This is a genomic window from Diaminobutyricimonas aerilata (assembly GCF_002797715.1).
Lineage (GTDB): Bacteria > Actinomycetota > Actinomycetes > Actinomycetales > Microbacteriaceae > Diaminobutyricimonas > Diaminobutyricimonas aerilata.
On sequence record NZ_PGFF01000001.1, the window covers coordinates 3,183,795 to 3,200,542 of the forward strand.

Sequence of the window (16,748 nt, forward strand, 5' to 3'; positions counted from 1 at the left end):
ACGTCACGGAACGGTCGCGAGCCGCGCTACTCCTTCACGGCTCCGACGCTCGCGTTCATGATGCGGCGCTGGAAGATGAAGAACACGAGCGCCACCGGGATGGTCATGATCGCGCCCGCCGCGAGCTTGAGCGGGAACTGGCTGCCCTGGCTGAGCTGCCCGCTCGAGAGCTGCGCGACGCCCTTCGTGAGCGTCGTGAGCTCCGGACTCTGCGCCGCGACGATGAAGTGCGCGAGCTCGTTCCACGACCCCTGGAACGACAGGATGACGATCGTGATGAGCGCGGGCCGCGCCATCGGCAGCACCACCGACCAGAAAACGCGGAACGTGCCGGCGCCGTCGATGCGCGCCTGCTCCTCCACACTCGCCGGGATCGACTCGAAGAAGTTCTTCATGATGAACACGCCGGCCGCATCCGCCAGCAGCGGGATGATGAGCCCCGCGAACGAGTCGTAGATGCCGAGCTGGTTGACCACGAGGAACTTCGGGATGAGCAGCACGACGTTCGGCACCGCCATCACGGCCACGAGCAGCGCGAACACCACCGTGCGCCCGCGGAAGCGCAGGCGGGCGAGCGCGTAGCCGGCGAGCGAGTCGAAGAACACGCGGCCGGCGGTGACGAAGATCGTCACGACGACCGAGTTGCGGAACCACGTCGGGAAGTCCGACCGCAGGAACAGCCGCTCGTAGGCGGCGGTCGACCAGGTGGCGGGGATGAGCGACAGCGGGTCCGACGCGGCCTCCGCATCCGTCTTCACCGACGTCGCGAGGTTGATGAGGAACGGGGCGATGTAGATGACCGCGATCACCACGAGCAGCGCGTAGAGCAGCGACTGCGACGCGAGGCGTCCGGTGCCGACGCGACGGCGGCGCGGGGGACGTGAGGCGGATGCGGGCGGGGCGGATGCGCGGGGCGCGGCGGTCGCGGTCATGAGCGGTTCCCCTTCGCGGAGTCGGCGTCCGGGTCGTCCGCGGGCGGCGGCGTGCCGATCGAGCGGCCCGGGGCGGCGACCGGCACCACGCGCCCGCCGGTTCCGGCCCCGGACGACGTGTACAGCCGCATCCGCCGCTTCGAGACCTTGCGTTCGCGCAGCAGGAACCGCTGCAGGATCGTCATCACGATGATGATCGCGAACAGCACGAACGCGATCGCGGCGCCGCGGGGCCAGTCCTGGCTCTCGAAGGCCGACGTGTAGGAGAGGTACGCCGGGGTGAGCGTCGTCTTGCCCGGGCCGCCTTGGGTGCCGGTGTAGATCTGGTCGAACACCTGCCAGGTGCCGATGAGCCCGAGCGTCACGACGGTGAAGATCGTCGCACGCAGTTGCGGCAGCGTCACCCGCCAGAAGCGCTGCCAGCCGCTCGCGCCGTCCATCATGGCCGCCTCATCCACGTCGCCGCTGAGGTTCTGCAGCGCGGCGATGAACAGGAGCATGAACGTGCCGCTCGTGGTGAAGATCGCCATGAGCACGAACGCGGACATCGCCACCGACGGTCCGCCGAGCCACTCCCACCACGACACGCTGAGGAACGACGACTCGGTGAGGAACGCGGGGCCCTCGGTGACGCCGATCACCTTGAGCAGGTTGTGCACGACGCCGGAGGGGTCGTTGAACCAGTTCGGGCCGGCGATGCCGACGAACGCGAGCAGCTGGTTGACCGCGCCGGACGCGGAGAACAGGAACAACCACAGCACCGTGATCGCCACCGAGCTCGTGACCGACGGGAAGTAGAAGGCGGTGCGGAATAGGCCTCGGCCCTTGAGCACCTGGCGGTTGACGAGCACCGCGAGCAACAGCGACACCGCCGTCTGCAGCGGCACGACGAGCAGCACGTACCAGGCGTTGTTGCGCAGCGAGATGCCGAAGTCGCGTTCGGCGAGACCGCCCCCGGCGAGCAGCTCGCCGTAGTTCGCGCCGCCGACGAAACCGACGTTCGACGAGAGCGGGCTGCCCCGGCCGGTCCAGTCCGACAGGCTCACCCAGAGCGCCATGAGCACGGGGACGGCGAGGAAGAGCCCCAGGATCACGATGACCGGGGCGGTGAAGAGCCAGCCGGAGACGGACTCGCCGCGCCGCAACCGGGCGCGGCGAGTCCGTCGGGCCGCGGGAGCGGACGTCATGCGCCCGCTCCCGCCATGCGGGCGGTTCTCACTCGACGATCGCCTCGAGGTTGCCCTGGGTCGACTCGAGCAGGGCCTTCGGGTCGCCGGAGGCGAGGGTGCCGAGCTGCGAGTTGAAGTCGGCCACGACGTCGTTCGCGCCCTGCGCGGTCGGCACGCTCTTGGCGTACTCGGCGCCGTTGAGGAACGGCACGAGCACCGGGTTGTCGGTCGACCACTGCTCGGCGGCCGACTGGATGGACGGCATCACACCGAACGCGGTCGAGAACGCGAGCTGCTGCTCCGTGGCGGTCAGGTACTCCACGAGCTGCTTGGCGCCGTCCTGGTTGTCGCTGTCCGCGGCGATGCCCCAGCAGTTGGTGAACTGCAGGGTGCCCTTGCCGGCGGGACCGGCGGGCAGCTCGGCGACGGTGTAGTTCACGTCGGGGAAGTCGTTCGTGAGCGCACCGGTGATCCAGTTGCCCTCGATCGTCATCGCCGCGAGGCCCTTGCCGAAGGCCTCACCGCCCCAGCCGGCTCCGACATCCGACGCGAACGCGAAGGTGCCCGCGGTCAGCTGCTGCTTCACGTACTCGAGCGCTTCGAGGTTCTCGGGGCTGTCGGCCGTCGCCTCGGAGTTGTCGTCGCTCATGAGCGTGCCGCCGGCCTGCGCCATGAACGCGCCGACCCGCTGGTACTCGGCGCCGAACACGAGACCCTTGCGCTCGGGCGTGGTCAGCTTCGCCGCGACGTCGGCGAGCTGCGTCCAGTCGGTCGGGATGTCGGCGTCGGTGAGGCCCGCCTCGGTCCAGGCGTCGGTGTTGATGACGAGGCCCAGGGTCGAGAAGTCCTTCGGCGCGCAGTAGAACTCGTCCTCGTAGGTGAAGGCGGAGACGAGGCTCGGGTAGAAGTCGTCCTTGTTCTCGAGCTCGTCGCCGTAGGCGAGCAGCGATCCGTTCGAGGCGTAGCCGGCCAGGGAGTCGGTCGAGAGGTAGAACACGTCGGCGGGGTCGCCCGACGAGAAGCCCTGCGCGAGCTGCTGGTTGAGCTCGCTCGCGACCGACACCTCGGCGTCGATGCCGGACTCCTCGGCCCACGCCGCCACCGCATCCTCGACGGCCTTCGTCTCGGCCTCGCCGCTCGATCCGATGAGCACGGTCAGTGCCGAGTTCTCGTCCTGCTCCGCCCCGGCGTCGTCGAATCCCGAGCCGCAGGCGGCGAGTCCGGCGACGACGCCGCCCGCCACGAGCACGGATCCCCAACGGGAGATTCTCATTGCTGTTCCTTTCGATGGTGATTGCCGGTCTCGGGCGCTGCGGCCTCTCCGGCCTCGTCGACGGGTGCCAGGTGACTCGACCGGCGAACGACAAGCTTCGGGGTGACGAACCGGCTGCGCGGTCCGTCGGAATCGGGCGGGATGACGCGGGTGCCCGTCGGGCCCATGAGCAGTTCGAGGGTCGCGCTCGCGACCTCGGCGAGCTGCTGGTCGACGCTCGACAGGCCGACGGCCTGGGCGACGGGCGTGTTGTCGAATCCGATGATCGGGAAGCGCGGATGCCCGGCCTCGCGCACGGCCATCATGGCGCCGAGCGCGAGGGAGTCACTCACGCAGACCAGCCCGTCGAGCCGCAGGCCCTCGTCGACGAGTCGCTCGACCGCGCGCCGCGCGGCGGGCACGGCATCGTCGACCTCGATGGCGAGGGCGTCGAGCGCCACGTCGTCGAGGCCGAAGCGCTCGCGCATCGTCTCCGCCCATCCGCGGCGACGGTCCCCGCCCGTGCCGGAGTCGCCCGGCCAGCCGAGGAACCCGATCCGTTCGAGCCCCCGTCCGATGAGGTGGCGCGTCGCGGCGGCGACGCCCGCGCGTCCGTCGACGTCGACCCACGGGGTGTCGGCGGTGTCATCGCCCCACGGGCGGCCGAACGAGACGAAGGGCACCTTCTCGGCGGCGAGCCAGCGCAACCGCGTGTCGTCGAACTGGGTCGCCGTGACGATGAACGCGTCGACGTCGGCACCGTCGCGCAGCTCTCGGAACTGCGCGATCTCGTCGGCGTGATCGGTGGCGGTGAAGAGCATGATGCGCATGCCGCGGGCGGCCGCCTGTTCGGTGAGCGAGTGCAGGTAGCGATCGAGCACCGACCCGGAGACGCCGTTGGTGATCGGATCGAGTCGGATGCCGATGGTCGACGAGGCCCGGGTGCGCAGTCGCCGCGCAGAGGCGTGTGGGCGGTAGCCGAGTTCGTCGATCGCGCGGCGCACGCGGTCCCGCGTCTCGTCGCGCACGATCGCCGGGGTGTTGAGCACGTTCGACACGGTCTGGCGCGACACCCCGGCCGCGCGGGCCACGTCGTCGACCGTCGGGAGACGCGTCACCATGACCCTCCTTGGCCGTGTCGTCGTGCTGCTTTCGTCAAGACGGACTTGATCGTTCCATTCGCCCGAGGCGGTTGTTTGAACGATCAAATTGTGGCTGCTATGTTACCTGCCGGACGGGTTCTGTCAATCGACGCCCGTGCCGCGCAGGATGGACTGCGCCACGTGCACTCATCGACGGGGATCAGGAGAACGCATTGTCGGAATCGGGCGAGACCGAGCACCTCCAGCCTCTGCTGCATGACCGCCTCGTCGTGCTCCGCGCCCCCGCCCAGGCATGGTCGGCGCACGACGGAGGCATCGGGTCCGCCGCGATCGACGGTGTCTACGTGTCGGACGTCCGCGTCGTGCGCGGGCTGCGGATCACCGTCGACGGCCGCCGGGGCGAGCACATCGCCACCTCGCTCGACGCCGCGGACCGCGCACGTTTCATCATGCTGCTGAGGCGACTCGACGACGGCGGCGCCGACCCCGGCGTGCGGGCCGTGCACGACCGCGCGGTCACCGCCGACGGCACCGTCGAGAGCCTCACCCTCTCGTCCCGGCTCGGCACCCCCATCCGCACCACCGTCACGGTCGAGGTCGTCGCCGAGACCGGCGACATGGATGCGATCAAGGCCGGCGTGACCGGGCAGGCGCCCGCGTCGCCGACGCTCGCCGACGGACGCGCCGGGTGGGGAGACGAGCACGTCTCCGCGGCGTTCGACGCGCCCGGCGCCGAACTCGTCGTGAACGGCGATCGGGTGACGGCGACCTGGGCGGTCACCGTCCCCGCACACGGCGAGGTGTCGATCGACTGGCGGGTCACCGCGGTCGACGCGCACGCCGTCGTCGGACCGGGCCGTGGACCGCGCCTCACCGCCCCCGCCCTCACCACCGGCGACGAACGACTCGCCCGCTGGGTCGCCCGCGCCGTCGACGACCTCGATGCGCTGCGCCTGGAGACGAAGGGACTGCCCGGAGCGGAGTTCCTCGCCGCCGGAGCGCCGTGGTTCTTCACCCTGTTCGGCCGCGACTCGATCTGGGCGGCACGCATGCTGCTGCCGCTCGGCACCCGGCTCGCCCACGGCACGCTGCGCGTGCTCGCCGGACTGCAGGGCGAGAGCGACGTCGCGGCCACCGCGGAGCAGCCGGGCAAGATCATGCACGAGCTCCGCCGCGCGACCCTCAACATCCCCGGCGAGAGCATCGCCCTGCCGCCGCTCTACTACGGCACCGTCGACGCGACCGCCCTCTGGGTGTGCCTGCTGCACGATGCGTGGAAGTGGGGGCTCGCCGACGACGACGTGCGGGAACTGCTGCCCAACCTGCGGGCGGCCCTGGCCTGGATGCGCGACTCGGGCGACAGCGACGGCGACGGGCTGCTCGAGTACATCGACAGCACCGGCCACGGGCTCTCCAACCAGGGCTGGAAGGACTCGGGCGACTCCGTGCAGTGGCTCGACGGCACGCTCGCCGAGGGCCCGATCGCGCTCTGCGAGGTGCAGGCGTACGCGTTCGAGGCGGCGACGCACGGCGCCGATCTCCTCGAGCACTTCGGCGAGGACGGATCGGAGTGGCGAGCCTGGGCGGCGCGCCTGAAGCAGCGCTTCGACGAGACGTTCTGGATCGAGCACCCCGACGGCGCCTACCCCGCCATCGCGCTCGACGCGCAGAAGCGGCCGGTCGACACGGTCACGAGCAACCTCGGGCACCTGCTCGGCACGGGTCTGCTCGACCCCCGCCAGTCGGCACTTGTCGCGCGACGACTCGGTTCGCCGCAACTCGACTCCGGCTTCGGCCTGCGCACGATGTCGACGGACTCCGCCGGCTACTGGCCGCTGAGCTACCACGGCGGCACGGTGTGGACCCACGACACCGCGATCGCCATCGCCGGACTCGTCCGCGAGGGGCATCGGGAGGTCGCCGACTCGCTCATCCGCGGCCTGCTCGCCGCCGCATCCGGATTCGACTACCGGATGCCCGAACTGCACTCGGGCGACACCGCGACGGAGGTCGCGACCCCCGTGCCCTACCCCGCGGCGTGCCGGCCGCAGGCGTGGTCGGCGGCGGCCGCCGTGTCGGTGCTCGCGAGCACGCTCGGCCTCGAGCCGGGCGACGAGGGACTCGCCGTCTCGCCGAGCGCGGTCGCCGGTGCCGTCGAGGTGTCGGGCCTGCGCTTCGGGGATGCCGAGCTGCGCCTGCGCACGGACACGGCAGGCGACGTGCTCGACGCCTCCGGCGCGCCGATCGTCGTCGGCTAGGTCGCGTTCCCCGAGCCCGTCGACGGTGTCGACCCCGGCAACCCGCTCAGCGAGCGGCCATACCGTTCACGCGGAGAGGCGGCTGAGTTCCGCCACGACCTGGCGCGCAATGGTGCGGCCGGCGCGGTTGGCGCCGATCGTGCTGGCCGTGGGTCCGTAGCCGGCGAAGAACACCCGGGAGTCGCGCCACGACGTGCCCTGCCCGACCATGATGCCGCCGGTCTTCTCGCGCAGCTTGAGCGGGGCGAGGTGCCGCAGCTCAGGCCGGAAGCCGGTGGCCCAGATGATCGCGTCGAACTCCTGCACCGTTCCGTCGGACCAGCGCACGCCTTCGGGCACGATGCGTTCGAACATGGGCTTCGCATCGAGCAGGCCGCGGTCGATGGCGGCCTGGATGCGGCGGCTGCGCGGCACCCCGGTGGTGCTGACGATGCTCGGCAACGCGCGGCCCTCGCGCGCGGCGGCATCCTGCTGCGCGACGGAGGCGACACCGGCCTCGACGTCGAGCTCTTGCGCCTCGAGGAACTCCACCGGGCGGCGTGCCACCCAGGTGAGCTCCGCGGCGACGTTCTCGAGTTCCATGAGGAACCCGATCGCCGACGTGCCACCGCCGACGACGAGCACCCGCTGGCCCTCGAACTCCTGCGCGCGCCGGTACTCGGTGGTGTGCACCTGACGGCCCGCGAACTCGTTCATGCCGGAGTACCACGGAACGAACGGCGAACCCCAGGTGCCCGTCGCGTTCACCAGCAGCCGTGTCGTCACATCCTGCTCGCCCACCTCGTCGCGGAAGCGCACGCGCAGGTCGGTGCCCGCGTTCTCGACCGCCACGACGTTCGCCGGACGCACCACCTGGAACCCGAAGTGCTGCTCGTATCGTGCGTAGTAGTCGGCGACGACATCCTTCGCGGGCGCCGTGCGGTCGGCGGTGTCGAAACTCACACCCAGCTCCGACATGCCGGGCAGGTCGTTCACACGGTGCGCGTAGCCGAGGCGCAGCGCCTCCCAACGGAACTGCCAGGCACCGCCCGTGCCCGGGCCGCGATCGAGCACCACGAAGTCGTTGCCGGGATCGAGACCGAGGCGCTTGAGGTAGTACGAGACCGAAAGTCCCGCCTGCCCTGCACCGACGACGACGACGGACGTGTCGGTCGAGGCACTGGTCACGCGGCTAGGGTACTCGCGGCAGCCGACCGGTCGGTGCGAGAGCTGTTCGCCCACGGCGTTCGGATGCCCGTCCCCAGGGCCGTCCGGCACGAGGAGCGCGAACGACCGCGTGGTAGCATGACGGATAGTTTTCTCGTCCTGTTCCTGAACCTAAGAGGGGGTCACGCATGGGGCGCGGCCGACAGAAGGCAAAGCACACCAAGGTGGCCCGGGAGCTGAAGTACTTCAGCCCCCAGACGAACTACGACGCCCTCGAACGCGAACTCACCGGTGGTGGGCACTCGCAGGAGGACCTCGACAAGTGGGCCGACTACGTGGCGGAGACCGAAGAGCACGACGAGTCGAAGACGGCCTGATCGACGACACGTCAATGACGTCCGCTGAACTCCCGACGGACGGGCCGATTTCTGCTGCGCGCACATCCGGGCTCCTTCCGGATCGCTTGAGCACGCGCGTCGCGTACGAGAACGCCTGGATGCGCGTGCGCGAAGATCTCGTGCGCTGGCCGAACGGCCACGAGTCGATCTACGGCGTCGTCGAGAAGCCGGACTTCGCGCTCATCCTGCCGCGCGACCGCGACGGGTTCTGGCTCGTCGAGCAGTACCGCTACACCGTCGAGCGACGGGTGTGGGAGTTCCCGCAGGGCTCGTGGCCCTCCGGGCACACGGGAACAGCGGAGGATCTCGCGCGCGCCGAACTGCGTGAAGAGACCGGCCTGCGGGCGGAGCACGTCGAGCATCTGGGCCGCTTCGATGAGGCCTACGGGTTCACGCGCCAGGCCTGCGACGTGTTCATCGCGACCGGCCTCTCGCACGGCGCCACCGAACGCGAGGCGACCGAGGCCGACATGGAGCACCGCTGGTTCTCCGACGCGGAGATCGACGAACTCATACTCAGCGGGCGTATGTCGGAATCCGCATCCCTCGCCGCCCTCCTGCTGTGGCGGATGCGCGAACGCAGCGCACGCGACTGACGGTCACACCGGAGGGGTGAAGCGGGTCAGCCGAAGGCGAGGAACGGGAGCGCGAGCAGGCCGAGTCCGGCCCCGAAGGCGATCACGAGCACGGCGATGATGAGCCACCCGAACAGCAGCAGCGCGTTGATCCAGATGCCGACGAGGGCGAGCGTGCGGGCATCCGGTTCGCGCCTGCGCCCCATCACCCCGAGCACCAGGCCGATGATGGGCACGAAGAACGTGAACCCGAAGAACACCGAGATGACGCCGAGGACGACGCTCGCGATGCTGAGTGTCTTCGTGGAGCTGGTCGAATACTGGCTCATCGCTTCACGCTACCGAAACATGACGGTCGTAGGGTCGGATCATGCGTGAACTGCAGGAGCGGATCATCAACGACCTCGGCGCGAAGCCGACGATCTCCCCCGAGGACGAGATCGAACGCAGAGTCGGGTTCCTCGCCGACTACCTGACCACGAGCGGTGCCGCCGGCTTCGTGCTCGGGATCAGCGGCGGGCAGGACTCCTCGCTCGCCGGGCGACTCTGCCAACTCGCCGTGGAACGCGTGCGTGACGCCGGCCAGGAGGCGCAGTTCATCGCCGTGCGCCTGCCGTACGGTGTGCAGAAGGACGAGGACGACGCGCAGCTCGCGCTGCAGTTCATCCGCGCCGATCGCCTCGTCACCTACAACGTCAAGCGCGGCGTCGACGGCTTCGAGGACGAGTTCCAGGATGCGCTCGGCGAGGAGATGACGGACTTCAACAAGGGCAACGTGAAGGCCCGTGCCCGCATGATCGCGCAGTACGCGCTCGCCGGGCAGACGAGGTCGATCGTGGTCGGCACCGACCACGCCGCGGAGGCGATCACCGGTTTCTTCACCAAGTTCGGGGACGGCGGCGCGGACATCCTGCCGCTCTCCGGCCTCACGAAGCGGCAGGGCAAGGCGCTGCTGCAGCACCTCGGTGCCGCGGAGCGGCTCTACACGAAGCCGCCCACCGCGGACCTGCTCGACGACAACCCCGGTCAGACTGACGAGGCGAACCTCGGGCTCACCTACCAGCACATCGACGACTACCTCGAGGGCCTCGAGGTGCCCGACGAGGTCGCCGAGGCGATCGAGCAGCGCTACCTCTCCACCCGCCACAAGCGCGAGCTGCCCGTCGCCCCCACCGACGACTGGTGGCGCAGCGACAACGGCTACACGCGCTGACCCGCCCGCCCGCTTCACTGGGCCCGGTCGCTGAGCCCGGTCGCTGAGCCTGTCGAAGCGCGGCCACCCCGTTTCCCGTCGCAAATAGCGGGTGTGACGCATCGGCACCCGCATTTTGCGACGGGAAGTCCGCCCGCCGACGCAGCCACGTTCGCTGAGCCTGTCGAAGCGAGATCGGCTCACGCACCGCTAACGTGAGCAGATGTACGGATTGAACTTCTTCTCGATCGTCTACCCGCTGCTCATGCTGGTGCTCGTCGGCGGCGCGATCGTGCTCCTCGTGCTGCTGTGCCGCCTGCTGCTCGCCGCACGCACCCATCTGATCGCGGCGACGCGGCTGACCGAGCTGCGCACCGACCTGCTGCTCGCGGGTGACGACGACGACACGGACACCGACGGCTCCGCGACGCGGGCCTGACCCGCGCATCCGCGGTTTCCCGTCAGTAGATGCCCTTGCGGATGCGCGCTAGGGGCGACTACGACGGGAAACGGCTCGCGAACGGCGGGGGCGCTCGCGCGGGTCGGGGATAGGCCGAGAACGGTTCTCGTAGACTGGAACCCATGCCTTCACGCCGCGCGACCGCAGTGTCGGGGCGCGGACTCCTCATCGGGGTCGTGCTCGTCGGGGCGTTCCTCACGGCGCGACTGCTCTCGCCGCCGCAGGCGTTCGCGGCGATCGACGGGGCGCTCGGCGACGGGATCACCCTCGCGCTGAGCGTGATCATCGAGTCGCTGCCGTTCGTGTTCCTCGGCATCGGCTTCTCGATCATCGTGCAGGTGTGGCTGCCGGAGGGCTTCCTGCTGCGGCGGCTCCCCCGCCGATCGCTGCCGCGGCGCCTCGTGCTCTCGGTGCTCGGCGTGTTGCTGCCGGTGTGCGAGTGCGGCAACGTCCCCCTCGCCCGTGGGTTCCTGATGAGCGGTCTCACGGTCGGCGAATCGATGACCTTCCTGCTCGCTGCGCCCATCCTGAACCCCGTCACGATCATCACGACGTACGAGGCGTTCGGCTGGGAGGACGGCGTGCTCGTCTCCCGCATCCTCGGCGGATTCCTGATCGCGAACCTCGTCGGCATCATCTACAGCCGCATGCCGCGGCCGATGTCGGCGCTCACGCCGGTGTTCGAGCGCTCCTGCAGCGTCGACCACTCGCATGCGCCGCGCGGCAAGCGCCTCACCCGCAGCGCCGAGCTCTTCGCTCACGAGACCACGGCGATGCTGCCGTCGCTGTTCGTCGGGGCCGCGATCGCCGGGCTCATCCAGGTGGCCGTCTCGCGGGATGTGCTCGTGACGCTCGGCAGCAACCCGCTGTGGTCGGTCGTCGCCCTCATGGCGCTCGCGTTCGTCGTGTCGATCTGCTCCAACGTCGACGCCTTCTTCGTGCTCGCCCTCGGCTCCACGTTCATGCCGGGCGCGATCGTGGCGTTCCTCGTGTTCGGTCCGATGATCGACATCAAGATGCTCGCGATGCTGCGCACGACCTTCCGGGCCCGCACCCTCGCGCTCGTCACGGCGCTCGTGGCACTCTCGACCCTCGTTCTCGGATTGGCGGTGAACCTCCTTGTTTGACCGACTTCGCGCCCGCTGGCTGGGCGTGGTGCTGACGCTCGCCGGCGTCGTCGCCATCCTCTGGTTGACGGCGACGGGCCGGCTCGGCCTCTACGTGCATCCGCGCTACTTCGTCTTCACCGCCGTCGCGGCCGTCGCCGCGGGGGTGCTCGCGATCGGCGCATTCGCGCTGCTGCCGCACACGGAGGCGGACGACGACCACGATCACGACGGCGAGGGTCCCCGCACGCGCGCCGGCCGGCTGTGGTTCGGCATCGGGGCCGTCGTGCTCACCGCCGCGACGTTCGTGAGCATGCTGCTGCTGCCGCCGTCGACCCTCGACACCGCATCCGTGCAGTCCAACGAGATCTCCGACACGGCCGGCTCGCTGCCGGACGAACAGACCACCGAGCTCGTCGGCAGCGACTCCACGTCGTTCACCGTGAAGGAGTGGGCCGCGCTGCTGCGCCAGGGCGTCGACGAGGAGTACACGGCGCAGAACCCGGCGGATGTGAGCGGTTTCGTGATCGCCGACGACGCGGACCCCGACAACGTGTTCTTCGTCGCGCGGCACGCGATCACCTGCTGCACGGTCGATGCGCAGCCGATCGGCGTGCCCGTGTACCAGCCGGACTGGGCCGAGTCGCTCACCGACGGCGAATGGGTGCGGGTCGCCGGACGCTTCGAGCCGAACCAGAGCGCGACGAGCCTCGAGCCGCTCGCGATCGTGCCGACCGCGGTCGAGCCGATCGACGAGCCCGCCGACCCGTATGTCTACTGAGGGTCGCGGAGCCGCACGGGCGAACCGTCGCTTCCGACGGCTGCTCTACGGATGCTTCGCGGTGCTGCTGCTCGCTGCGGGCGGGCTGACCGCCGCGAACGCGGTGCGCGGCCCGACCCTCGACGCCGTCGAATACAGCGGCGCGAATCTCGTCGCGCGCGACGGGCAGCGCGTCATCCTGCGCACGGATCAGGCGCTCGCCGACAACGCGGCCGAGGGTCTGCGCACCGAGCCGGAGGCCGAGGTCGACGCGCAGGTCGACGGCTCATCCATCGTGCTGCGCTTCGCCCAGGCGCTGCGCTACGACACCGACTACCGCATCACGCTCCCGACGGTGCGCGGCGCGTTCACGACGGCGGAGTCCGTCATCGAGTTCGAGGTGAGCACCCCCGACACCGACGTGTACTCGCTCGTGCGCGACCCCGACGGTGACGACGAGTTGCGCCGGCAGGGACTCGGCGCCGGCTCGGAGGGCTCCGTGGTGTTCGCCTCCCCGCGCATCCAGGAGTACGCGCGGCTGCGCTCGCTCATCGCCGTGGCCACCCTCGACGACGAGGACCGCAGCGGACTCTCGGTCGTCGGAACGCGGGGCGAGGACCCGTTCGAGGTGGGGCTTCCGGATGTCGGCAACATCGAGAGCCTGCAGGGCGTCGGCGACGTGCTCGGCTTCGCGTTCACGGCGGCCACTCCCGGCGCGGTGAACGACGCCTTGTACGTGATGAACCTCGCGGACGGCAGCGGTGTGGTGAATCCGGTGCTCGGAGCGGATGGGGCGCCGCTGCAGGTACTGGACTGGCGGTTCGTGCCCGGCACGAGTTCGATCGTCGCGCAGACCTACGACCAGTCGCTGTACCTCGTGGACCCGCTCGGCGAGACCCCGACGAGCCCGCTCGGTCAGCACGCGGAGTTGCGCGGATTCATCCCCGGCACCGCGACGCTCATCGTCGCCGACCCCGACCGCGGCACGCTCATCGACCTCACCTCCGGCGACGTGACGACGCTCGAGCTGCCCGAAGAGACCGAGACGGTGGGCACGACACCCGGTGAGCTCGTCGTGATCGACGACAGCCTCCGCTATGCGCAGGAGTTCACGTCGCCGCAGACCACGTCGGCCGGCACGACCTTCGACGCGGTCGTGGCGGTGACGGATGCGGAGGGCACCCGTGTGGTGTTCGAGACGGCGACTCCGGCCTCCCGCATCGGACGGCTGTGTCCGTCGCCGAACGGCCAGTACCTCGCGATCGAGACGATCTCGCCCGAGTCGCTCACCGACGGCTACCCCGGGCTGCCTGCGGCGAGCGCCATCACGACCGTGTTCGTCGACCTCGACACCGGCGAGGCTACGCGCAGCGTCGTCGGGTTCCTCCCCGGATGGTGCCGCTGACCCGGGTCAAGGCTCGAGCGGCCGCCCGCCGTTCTGGCAGGTCGGGCAGTACTGGGCGGCGCCCTTCGACCCGGGCACGTCGAGCACGAGGTCGCCGCACACCGGGCACGGCTCGCCGGTGCGGCCGTGCACGCGCATCGACGCGACCTTCGCCGCCTTCTGCTGGTCGATCGGCACGTCGCGGCGGGCATCGAACGCGGCCGTGAGCACTCCGGTGATGGCCACGAAGAGTCGCTCGCGCTGGTCGGCGTCGAGCGCCGAGGCGTGGGTCGTGGGCGACAGCCGCGCCGCATGCAGGATCTCGTCGGAGTAGGCGTTGCCGATGCCGGCGAGCGACGCCTGCTCCTGCAGGAGTGCTTTGAGCTGCTTGCGGCGCCCACGGACGAGCCCATCGAGCAGCTCGGGGGTGAAGGCCGGTGTGGTCGGGTCGGGGCCCAGGTCGGCGACCGCGGGCAGCGTGGTGACGTCATCCGCGATGGAGATACCGAGCGACAACCAGTCCCCGGCGTCCGTGAGGGCCATCTCCGCACCGTCGGTGAACGTGATCCGCGCGACCACGGGAGCAACGACGGCATCGGATGCATCCGGGACGGTCTCGGCCTCGCCCGCATCCGCCCATCGGGCCCACCCCGCGCGCCCGAAACTGATCAGCAGGCCCGGGCCGTCGGTGTCGAGCGAGACGTGCTTGCCGAACCGTCGGACGCCGATCACCGTGCGGTCGGCGAGCTCCTCCGTGCGGCGGTTCCGGGTCTTGAGCACCCTGAACTCTTCCAACTCGATCGCTCGGATGGTGCGGCCGGTCGCTCGCGCGCGCAGGAACCCGGCGAGCGCGTCGACCTCTGGTGACTCGGGCACGGCGTCATCCTCTCACCGGCGTCCGACGTCCGACGAGGGCCGCCGCGTCATGTCGAGTGCTCAGGCGGCGTAGCCGCCGACCAGGCGCACGGCGCCGCCGTCGACGCCCTTCGCACCCTGCTCGAACCCGTCCAGGTTGCGCCCCGACGTCGACACGGTGCCGGCGACCCACGACGGGATGCCGTCGGCGGTGAGGGCGGCGACGGTCGCATCGGCGGATTCGGCCGCGACGACGGCGAACATGCCGATGCCGAGGTTCCAGGTGCCCTCGGAGCTCTCCAGCGTCGACCCGGCGAGGTCGCTCAGCACCCGGAACACCGGGGAGGGCGACCAGCTCGACCGGTCGAGCTCGACCCACGATCCGCGCGGCAGCACACGCGCGAGGTTCGCCGCGATGCCGCCGCCGGTGACGTGGCTGAGTGCGTGAATGCCGTGGGTCCCGTCGAGCACGCGGAGCAGCGGGGCGGTGTAGAGGCGGGTCGGCTCGAGCAGCGCCCGGCCGACGGCTCCCCCGAAGTCGGGCAGCTCGTCCGCGTACCCGATCCCGCGCTGGGCGAGGATGTGCCGCACGAGCGAGAACCCGTTGCTGTGCAGCCCGCTCGAGGCCATCGCGACGACGACGTCACCGTCTGTCACCCGCTCCGGGCCCAGCACCGCATCCGCTTCGACCGCGCCGACCGCGGCACCCGCCACGTCGTAGTCGTCCGGGCCGAGGAGTCCCGGGTGTTCGGCGGTCTCGCCGCCGACGAGCGCCGTACCCGTCTCTTCGCAGGCCCGGGCGATACCCCGGACGATGGCCGCGATGCGCTCCGGCACGACGCGGCCGCAGGCGATGTAGTCGGTCATGAACAGCGGGCGGGCGCCCACCACGATGATGTCGTCGACGACCATGCCGACGAGGTCCTGCCCGATCGTGTCGTGGATGTCGAGCGCCTGCGCGATCGCGACCTTCGTGCCGACGCCGTCGGTCGAGGTCGCGAGCAGGGGCCGCTCGAACGCCTTGAGCGCCGACACGTCGAACAGTCCGGCGAAGCCGCCGACGCCGCCGAACACCTGCGGTCCGTGGGTCTTGGCGACCGCGGCCTTCATGAGCTCGACGGCGAGGTCGCCCGCCGCGGTGTCGACGCCGGCCTCGGCGTAGCTGTTCGTGGGCGTCGAAGTCATGCGATCAGGGTATCCGGGCCGCGCTCGCCTGACGCGCGCGTCAGCGCGAGAGCGCGACGGAGAAACGGTCCACCTCGCGCGACAGCACGTCGATGCCGGTGATCCGGCCGCCCCGGAGGCGGATGACGTAGACCGCGCGCGGACGAGCGTCCGGCGCGTAGACGGCACCCGGCAGGCCGTCGACGAGTGCCACTTCCGCCCCCTGGGCGCGACCGGCGAACACTCGCGCCACGGCGTCGGCGCCTCGGACGTTCTCGCGCAGCAGCGGGGCACCGCCCGCGGCGTACGGCTCTGCGGTCGCGACCGCCTGCGGATCGGCCCGCAGCTCGACCTCGGGGTCGAGCAGCTGCAGCAGCGCCCCGAAGTCGCCCTCGCGGGCGGCGCGGAGGAAGGCGGCCACCGCATCCGCCCGTTGTGCACGCTCCGCCGACACGTCGACGCTGCGCACCCGCCTCCGTGCACGCGACGCGAGTTGGCGCGCGGCGGCCGGGGTGCGCTCGACGATGGGGGCGATGTCGTCGAACGAGAGCGCGAAGAGATCGTGCAGCACGAACGCGAGCCGCTCGAGCGGGGTCAGTGTGTCGAGCACGACGGCGAGCGCCGCCGCCACGTCCTCGGTGCGTTCGGCGGAGGACTCCGGCACGAGCGCGTCGTCGGCGTCGTCCTGTTCCGGCAGCACCGCATCCGGGTCCTCGTGGCGGGCGCCCCTGCTGCGCAGGAGATCGACGCTGACCCGCGACACCACGGTGGTCAGCCACGCTCCGAGGTTCTCGATGCCGTCGACGTCAGCGCGCTGGAGCCGCAGCCATACCTCCTGCACGGCGTCGTCGGCGTCCCACGTCGACCCGAGGATGCGCGTGGCGATCGCCCGCAGACGGACGCGATGCCGGGCGAACACGTCCGCCAGCGCCGTCGTCGTCATGGACACACCGCCACCTCCCACCTGTCGCGTCACACATCCGGTCCGTCCATC

17 protein-coding genes are annotated in these 16,748 nt (G+C 70.6%); 8 read left to right on the plus strand and 9 right to left on the minus strand.

Features of this window, described 5'->3' with window-relative positions:
* Positions 1-26: 26 nt before the first annotated feature.
* From CLV46_RS15165 to CLV46_RS15180, 4 genes are read right to left on the minus strand one after another with little or no spacing between them, the layout of a single operon-like run.
* A complete protein-coding gene (locus tag CLV46_RS15165; RefSeq protein WP_100365549.1) occupies positions 27-932 on the minus strand; it encodes a carbohydrate ABC transporter permease in 906 nt (301 codons plus the stop codon).
* Positions 929-2,119, minus strand: coding sequence for a carbohydrate ABC transporter permease (locus tag CLV46_RS15170; protein ID WP_100365550.1), 1,191 nt, complete (start codon positions 2,117-2,119; stop codon positions 929-931). Before CLV46_RS15170 ends, CLV46_RS15165 begins: the two co-directional genes overlap by 4 nt.
* Before the next feature lie 28 nt (positions 2,120-2,147).
* On the minus strand, positions 2,148-3,374 hold the full coding sequence (locus tag CLV46_RS15175) for a sugar ABC transporter substrate-binding protein (RefSeq protein ID WP_100365551.1): 1,227 nt from the start codon (positions 3,372-3,374) through the stop codon (positions 2,148-2,150).
* Complete coding sequence (locus CLV46_RS15180; protein ID WP_245866922.1) at positions 3,371-4,474, minus strand: LacI family DNA-binding transcriptional regulator; 1,104 nt, start codon at positions 4,472-4,474, stop codon at positions 3,371-3,373. Before CLV46_RS15180 ends, CLV46_RS15175 begins: the two co-directional genes overlap by 4 nt.
* A 194-nt stretch (positions 4,475-4,668) precedes the next feature.
* On the opposite strand from CLV46_RS15180, the gene CLV46_RS15185 reads away from it, so the two are divergent.
* Entirely contained in the window at positions 4,669-6,714 is a 2,046-nt protein-coding gene (locus CLV46_RS15185) for a glycogen debranching N-terminal domain-containing protein (protein ID WP_245866925.1), read from the plus strand.
* Positions 6,715-6,780: 66 nt separating this feature from the next.
* Here CLV46_RS15185 and CLV46_RS15190 read toward each other — a convergent pair whose 3' ends face one another.
* Entirely contained in the window at positions 6,781-7,881 is a 1,101-nt protein-coding gene (locus CLV46_RS15190; RefSeq protein ID WP_100365553.1) for an NAD(P)-binding domain-containing protein, read from the minus strand.
* A 167-nt stretch (positions 7,882-8,048) separates the two neighbouring features.
* On the opposite strand from CLV46_RS15190, the gene CLV46_RS15195 reads away from it, so the two are divergent.
* The gene (locus CLV46_RS15195) at positions 8,049-8,237 is read left to right on the plus strand and encodes a DUF3073 domain-containing protein (RefSeq protein WP_100365554.1); all 189 of its coding nucleotides are present in this window, start codon (positions 8,049-8,051) and stop codon (positions 8,235-8,237) included.
* 86 nt (positions 8,238-8,323) lie between these two features.
* Complete coding sequence (locus CLV46_RS15200; protein ID WP_245866928.1) at positions 8,324-8,854, plus strand: NUDIX domain-containing protein; 531 nt, start codon at positions 8,324-8,326, stop codon at positions 8,852-8,854.
* A gap of 26 nt (positions 8,855-8,880) precedes the next feature.
* Here the strand turns inward: CLV46_RS15200 and CLV46_RS15205 are convergent, their stop codons facing one another.
* Positions 8,881-9,162, minus strand: a complete 282-nt coding sequence (locus CLV46_RS15205; RefSeq protein WP_100365556.1) for a DUF6142 family protein — start codon at positions 9,160-9,162, stop codon at positions 8,881-8,883.
* Positions 9,163-9,203: 41 nt separating this feature from the next.
* Between CLV46_RS15205 and nadE the strand changes: the two genes are divergently transcribed.
* From nadE to CLV46_RS15230, 5 genes are all read left to right on the plus strand, one after another.
* Positions 9,204-10,046, plus strand: coding sequence for an ammonia-dependent NAD(+) synthetase (gene nadE / locus CLV46_RS15210; RefSeq protein WP_100365557.1), 843 nt, complete (start codon positions 9,204-9,206; stop codon positions 10,044-10,046).
* 202 nt (positions 10,047-10,248) lie between these two features.
* A complete protein-coding gene (locus CLV46_RS15215) occupies positions 10,249-10,464 on the plus strand; it encodes a hypothetical protein (RefSeq protein ID WP_100365558.1) in 216 nt (71 codons plus the stop codon).
* A gap of 143 nt (positions 10,465-10,607) precedes the next feature.
* A complete protein-coding gene (locus CLV46_RS15220) occupies positions 10,608-11,612 on the plus strand; it encodes a permease (RefSeq protein ID WP_100365559.1) in 1,005 nt (334 codons plus the stop codon).
* Positions 11,605-12,372, plus strand: coding sequence for a TIGR03943 family putative permease subunit (locus CLV46_RS15225; protein ID WP_245866931.1), 768 nt, complete (start codon positions 11,605-11,607; stop codon positions 12,370-12,372). Before CLV46_RS15220 ends, CLV46_RS15225 begins: the two co-directional genes overlap by 8 nt.
* The gene (locus CLV46_RS15230; protein ID WP_157802356.1) at positions 12,362-13,756 is read left to right on the plus strand and encodes a hypothetical protein; all 1,395 of its coding nucleotides are present in this window, start codon (positions 12,362-12,364) and stop codon (positions 13,754-13,756) included. Before CLV46_RS15225 ends, CLV46_RS15230 begins: the two co-directional genes overlap by 11 nt.
* Before the next feature lie 6 nt (positions 13,757-13,762).
* Here the strand turns inward: CLV46_RS15230 and CLV46_RS15235 are convergent, their stop codons facing one another.
* Genes CLV46_RS15235 through CLV46_RS15245 form a run of 3 tightly spaced genes read right to left on the minus strand, consistent with a single transcriptional unit; the run spans position 13,763 to position 16,697 of the window.
* A complete protein-coding gene (locus tag CLV46_RS15235) occupies positions 13,763-14,611 on the minus strand; it encodes a DNA-formamidopyrimidine glycosylase family protein (RefSeq protein WP_100365561.1) in 849 nt (282 codons plus the stop codon).
* A 60-nt stretch (positions 14,612-14,671) separates the two neighbouring features.
* Positions 14,672-15,775, minus strand: a complete 1,104-nt coding sequence (gene purM / locus CLV46_RS15240) for a phosphoribosylformylglycinamidine cyclo-ligase (protein WP_100365562.1) — start codon at positions 15,773-15,775, stop codon at positions 14,672-14,674.
* Positions 15,776-15,815: 40 nt separating this feature from the next.
* Entirely contained in the window at positions 15,816-16,697 is an 882-nt protein-coding gene (locus CLV46_RS15245; protein WP_100365563.1) for a sigma-70 family RNA polymerase sigma factor, read from the minus strand.
* Between the last annotated feature and the right edge of the window lie 51 nt (positions 16,698-16,748).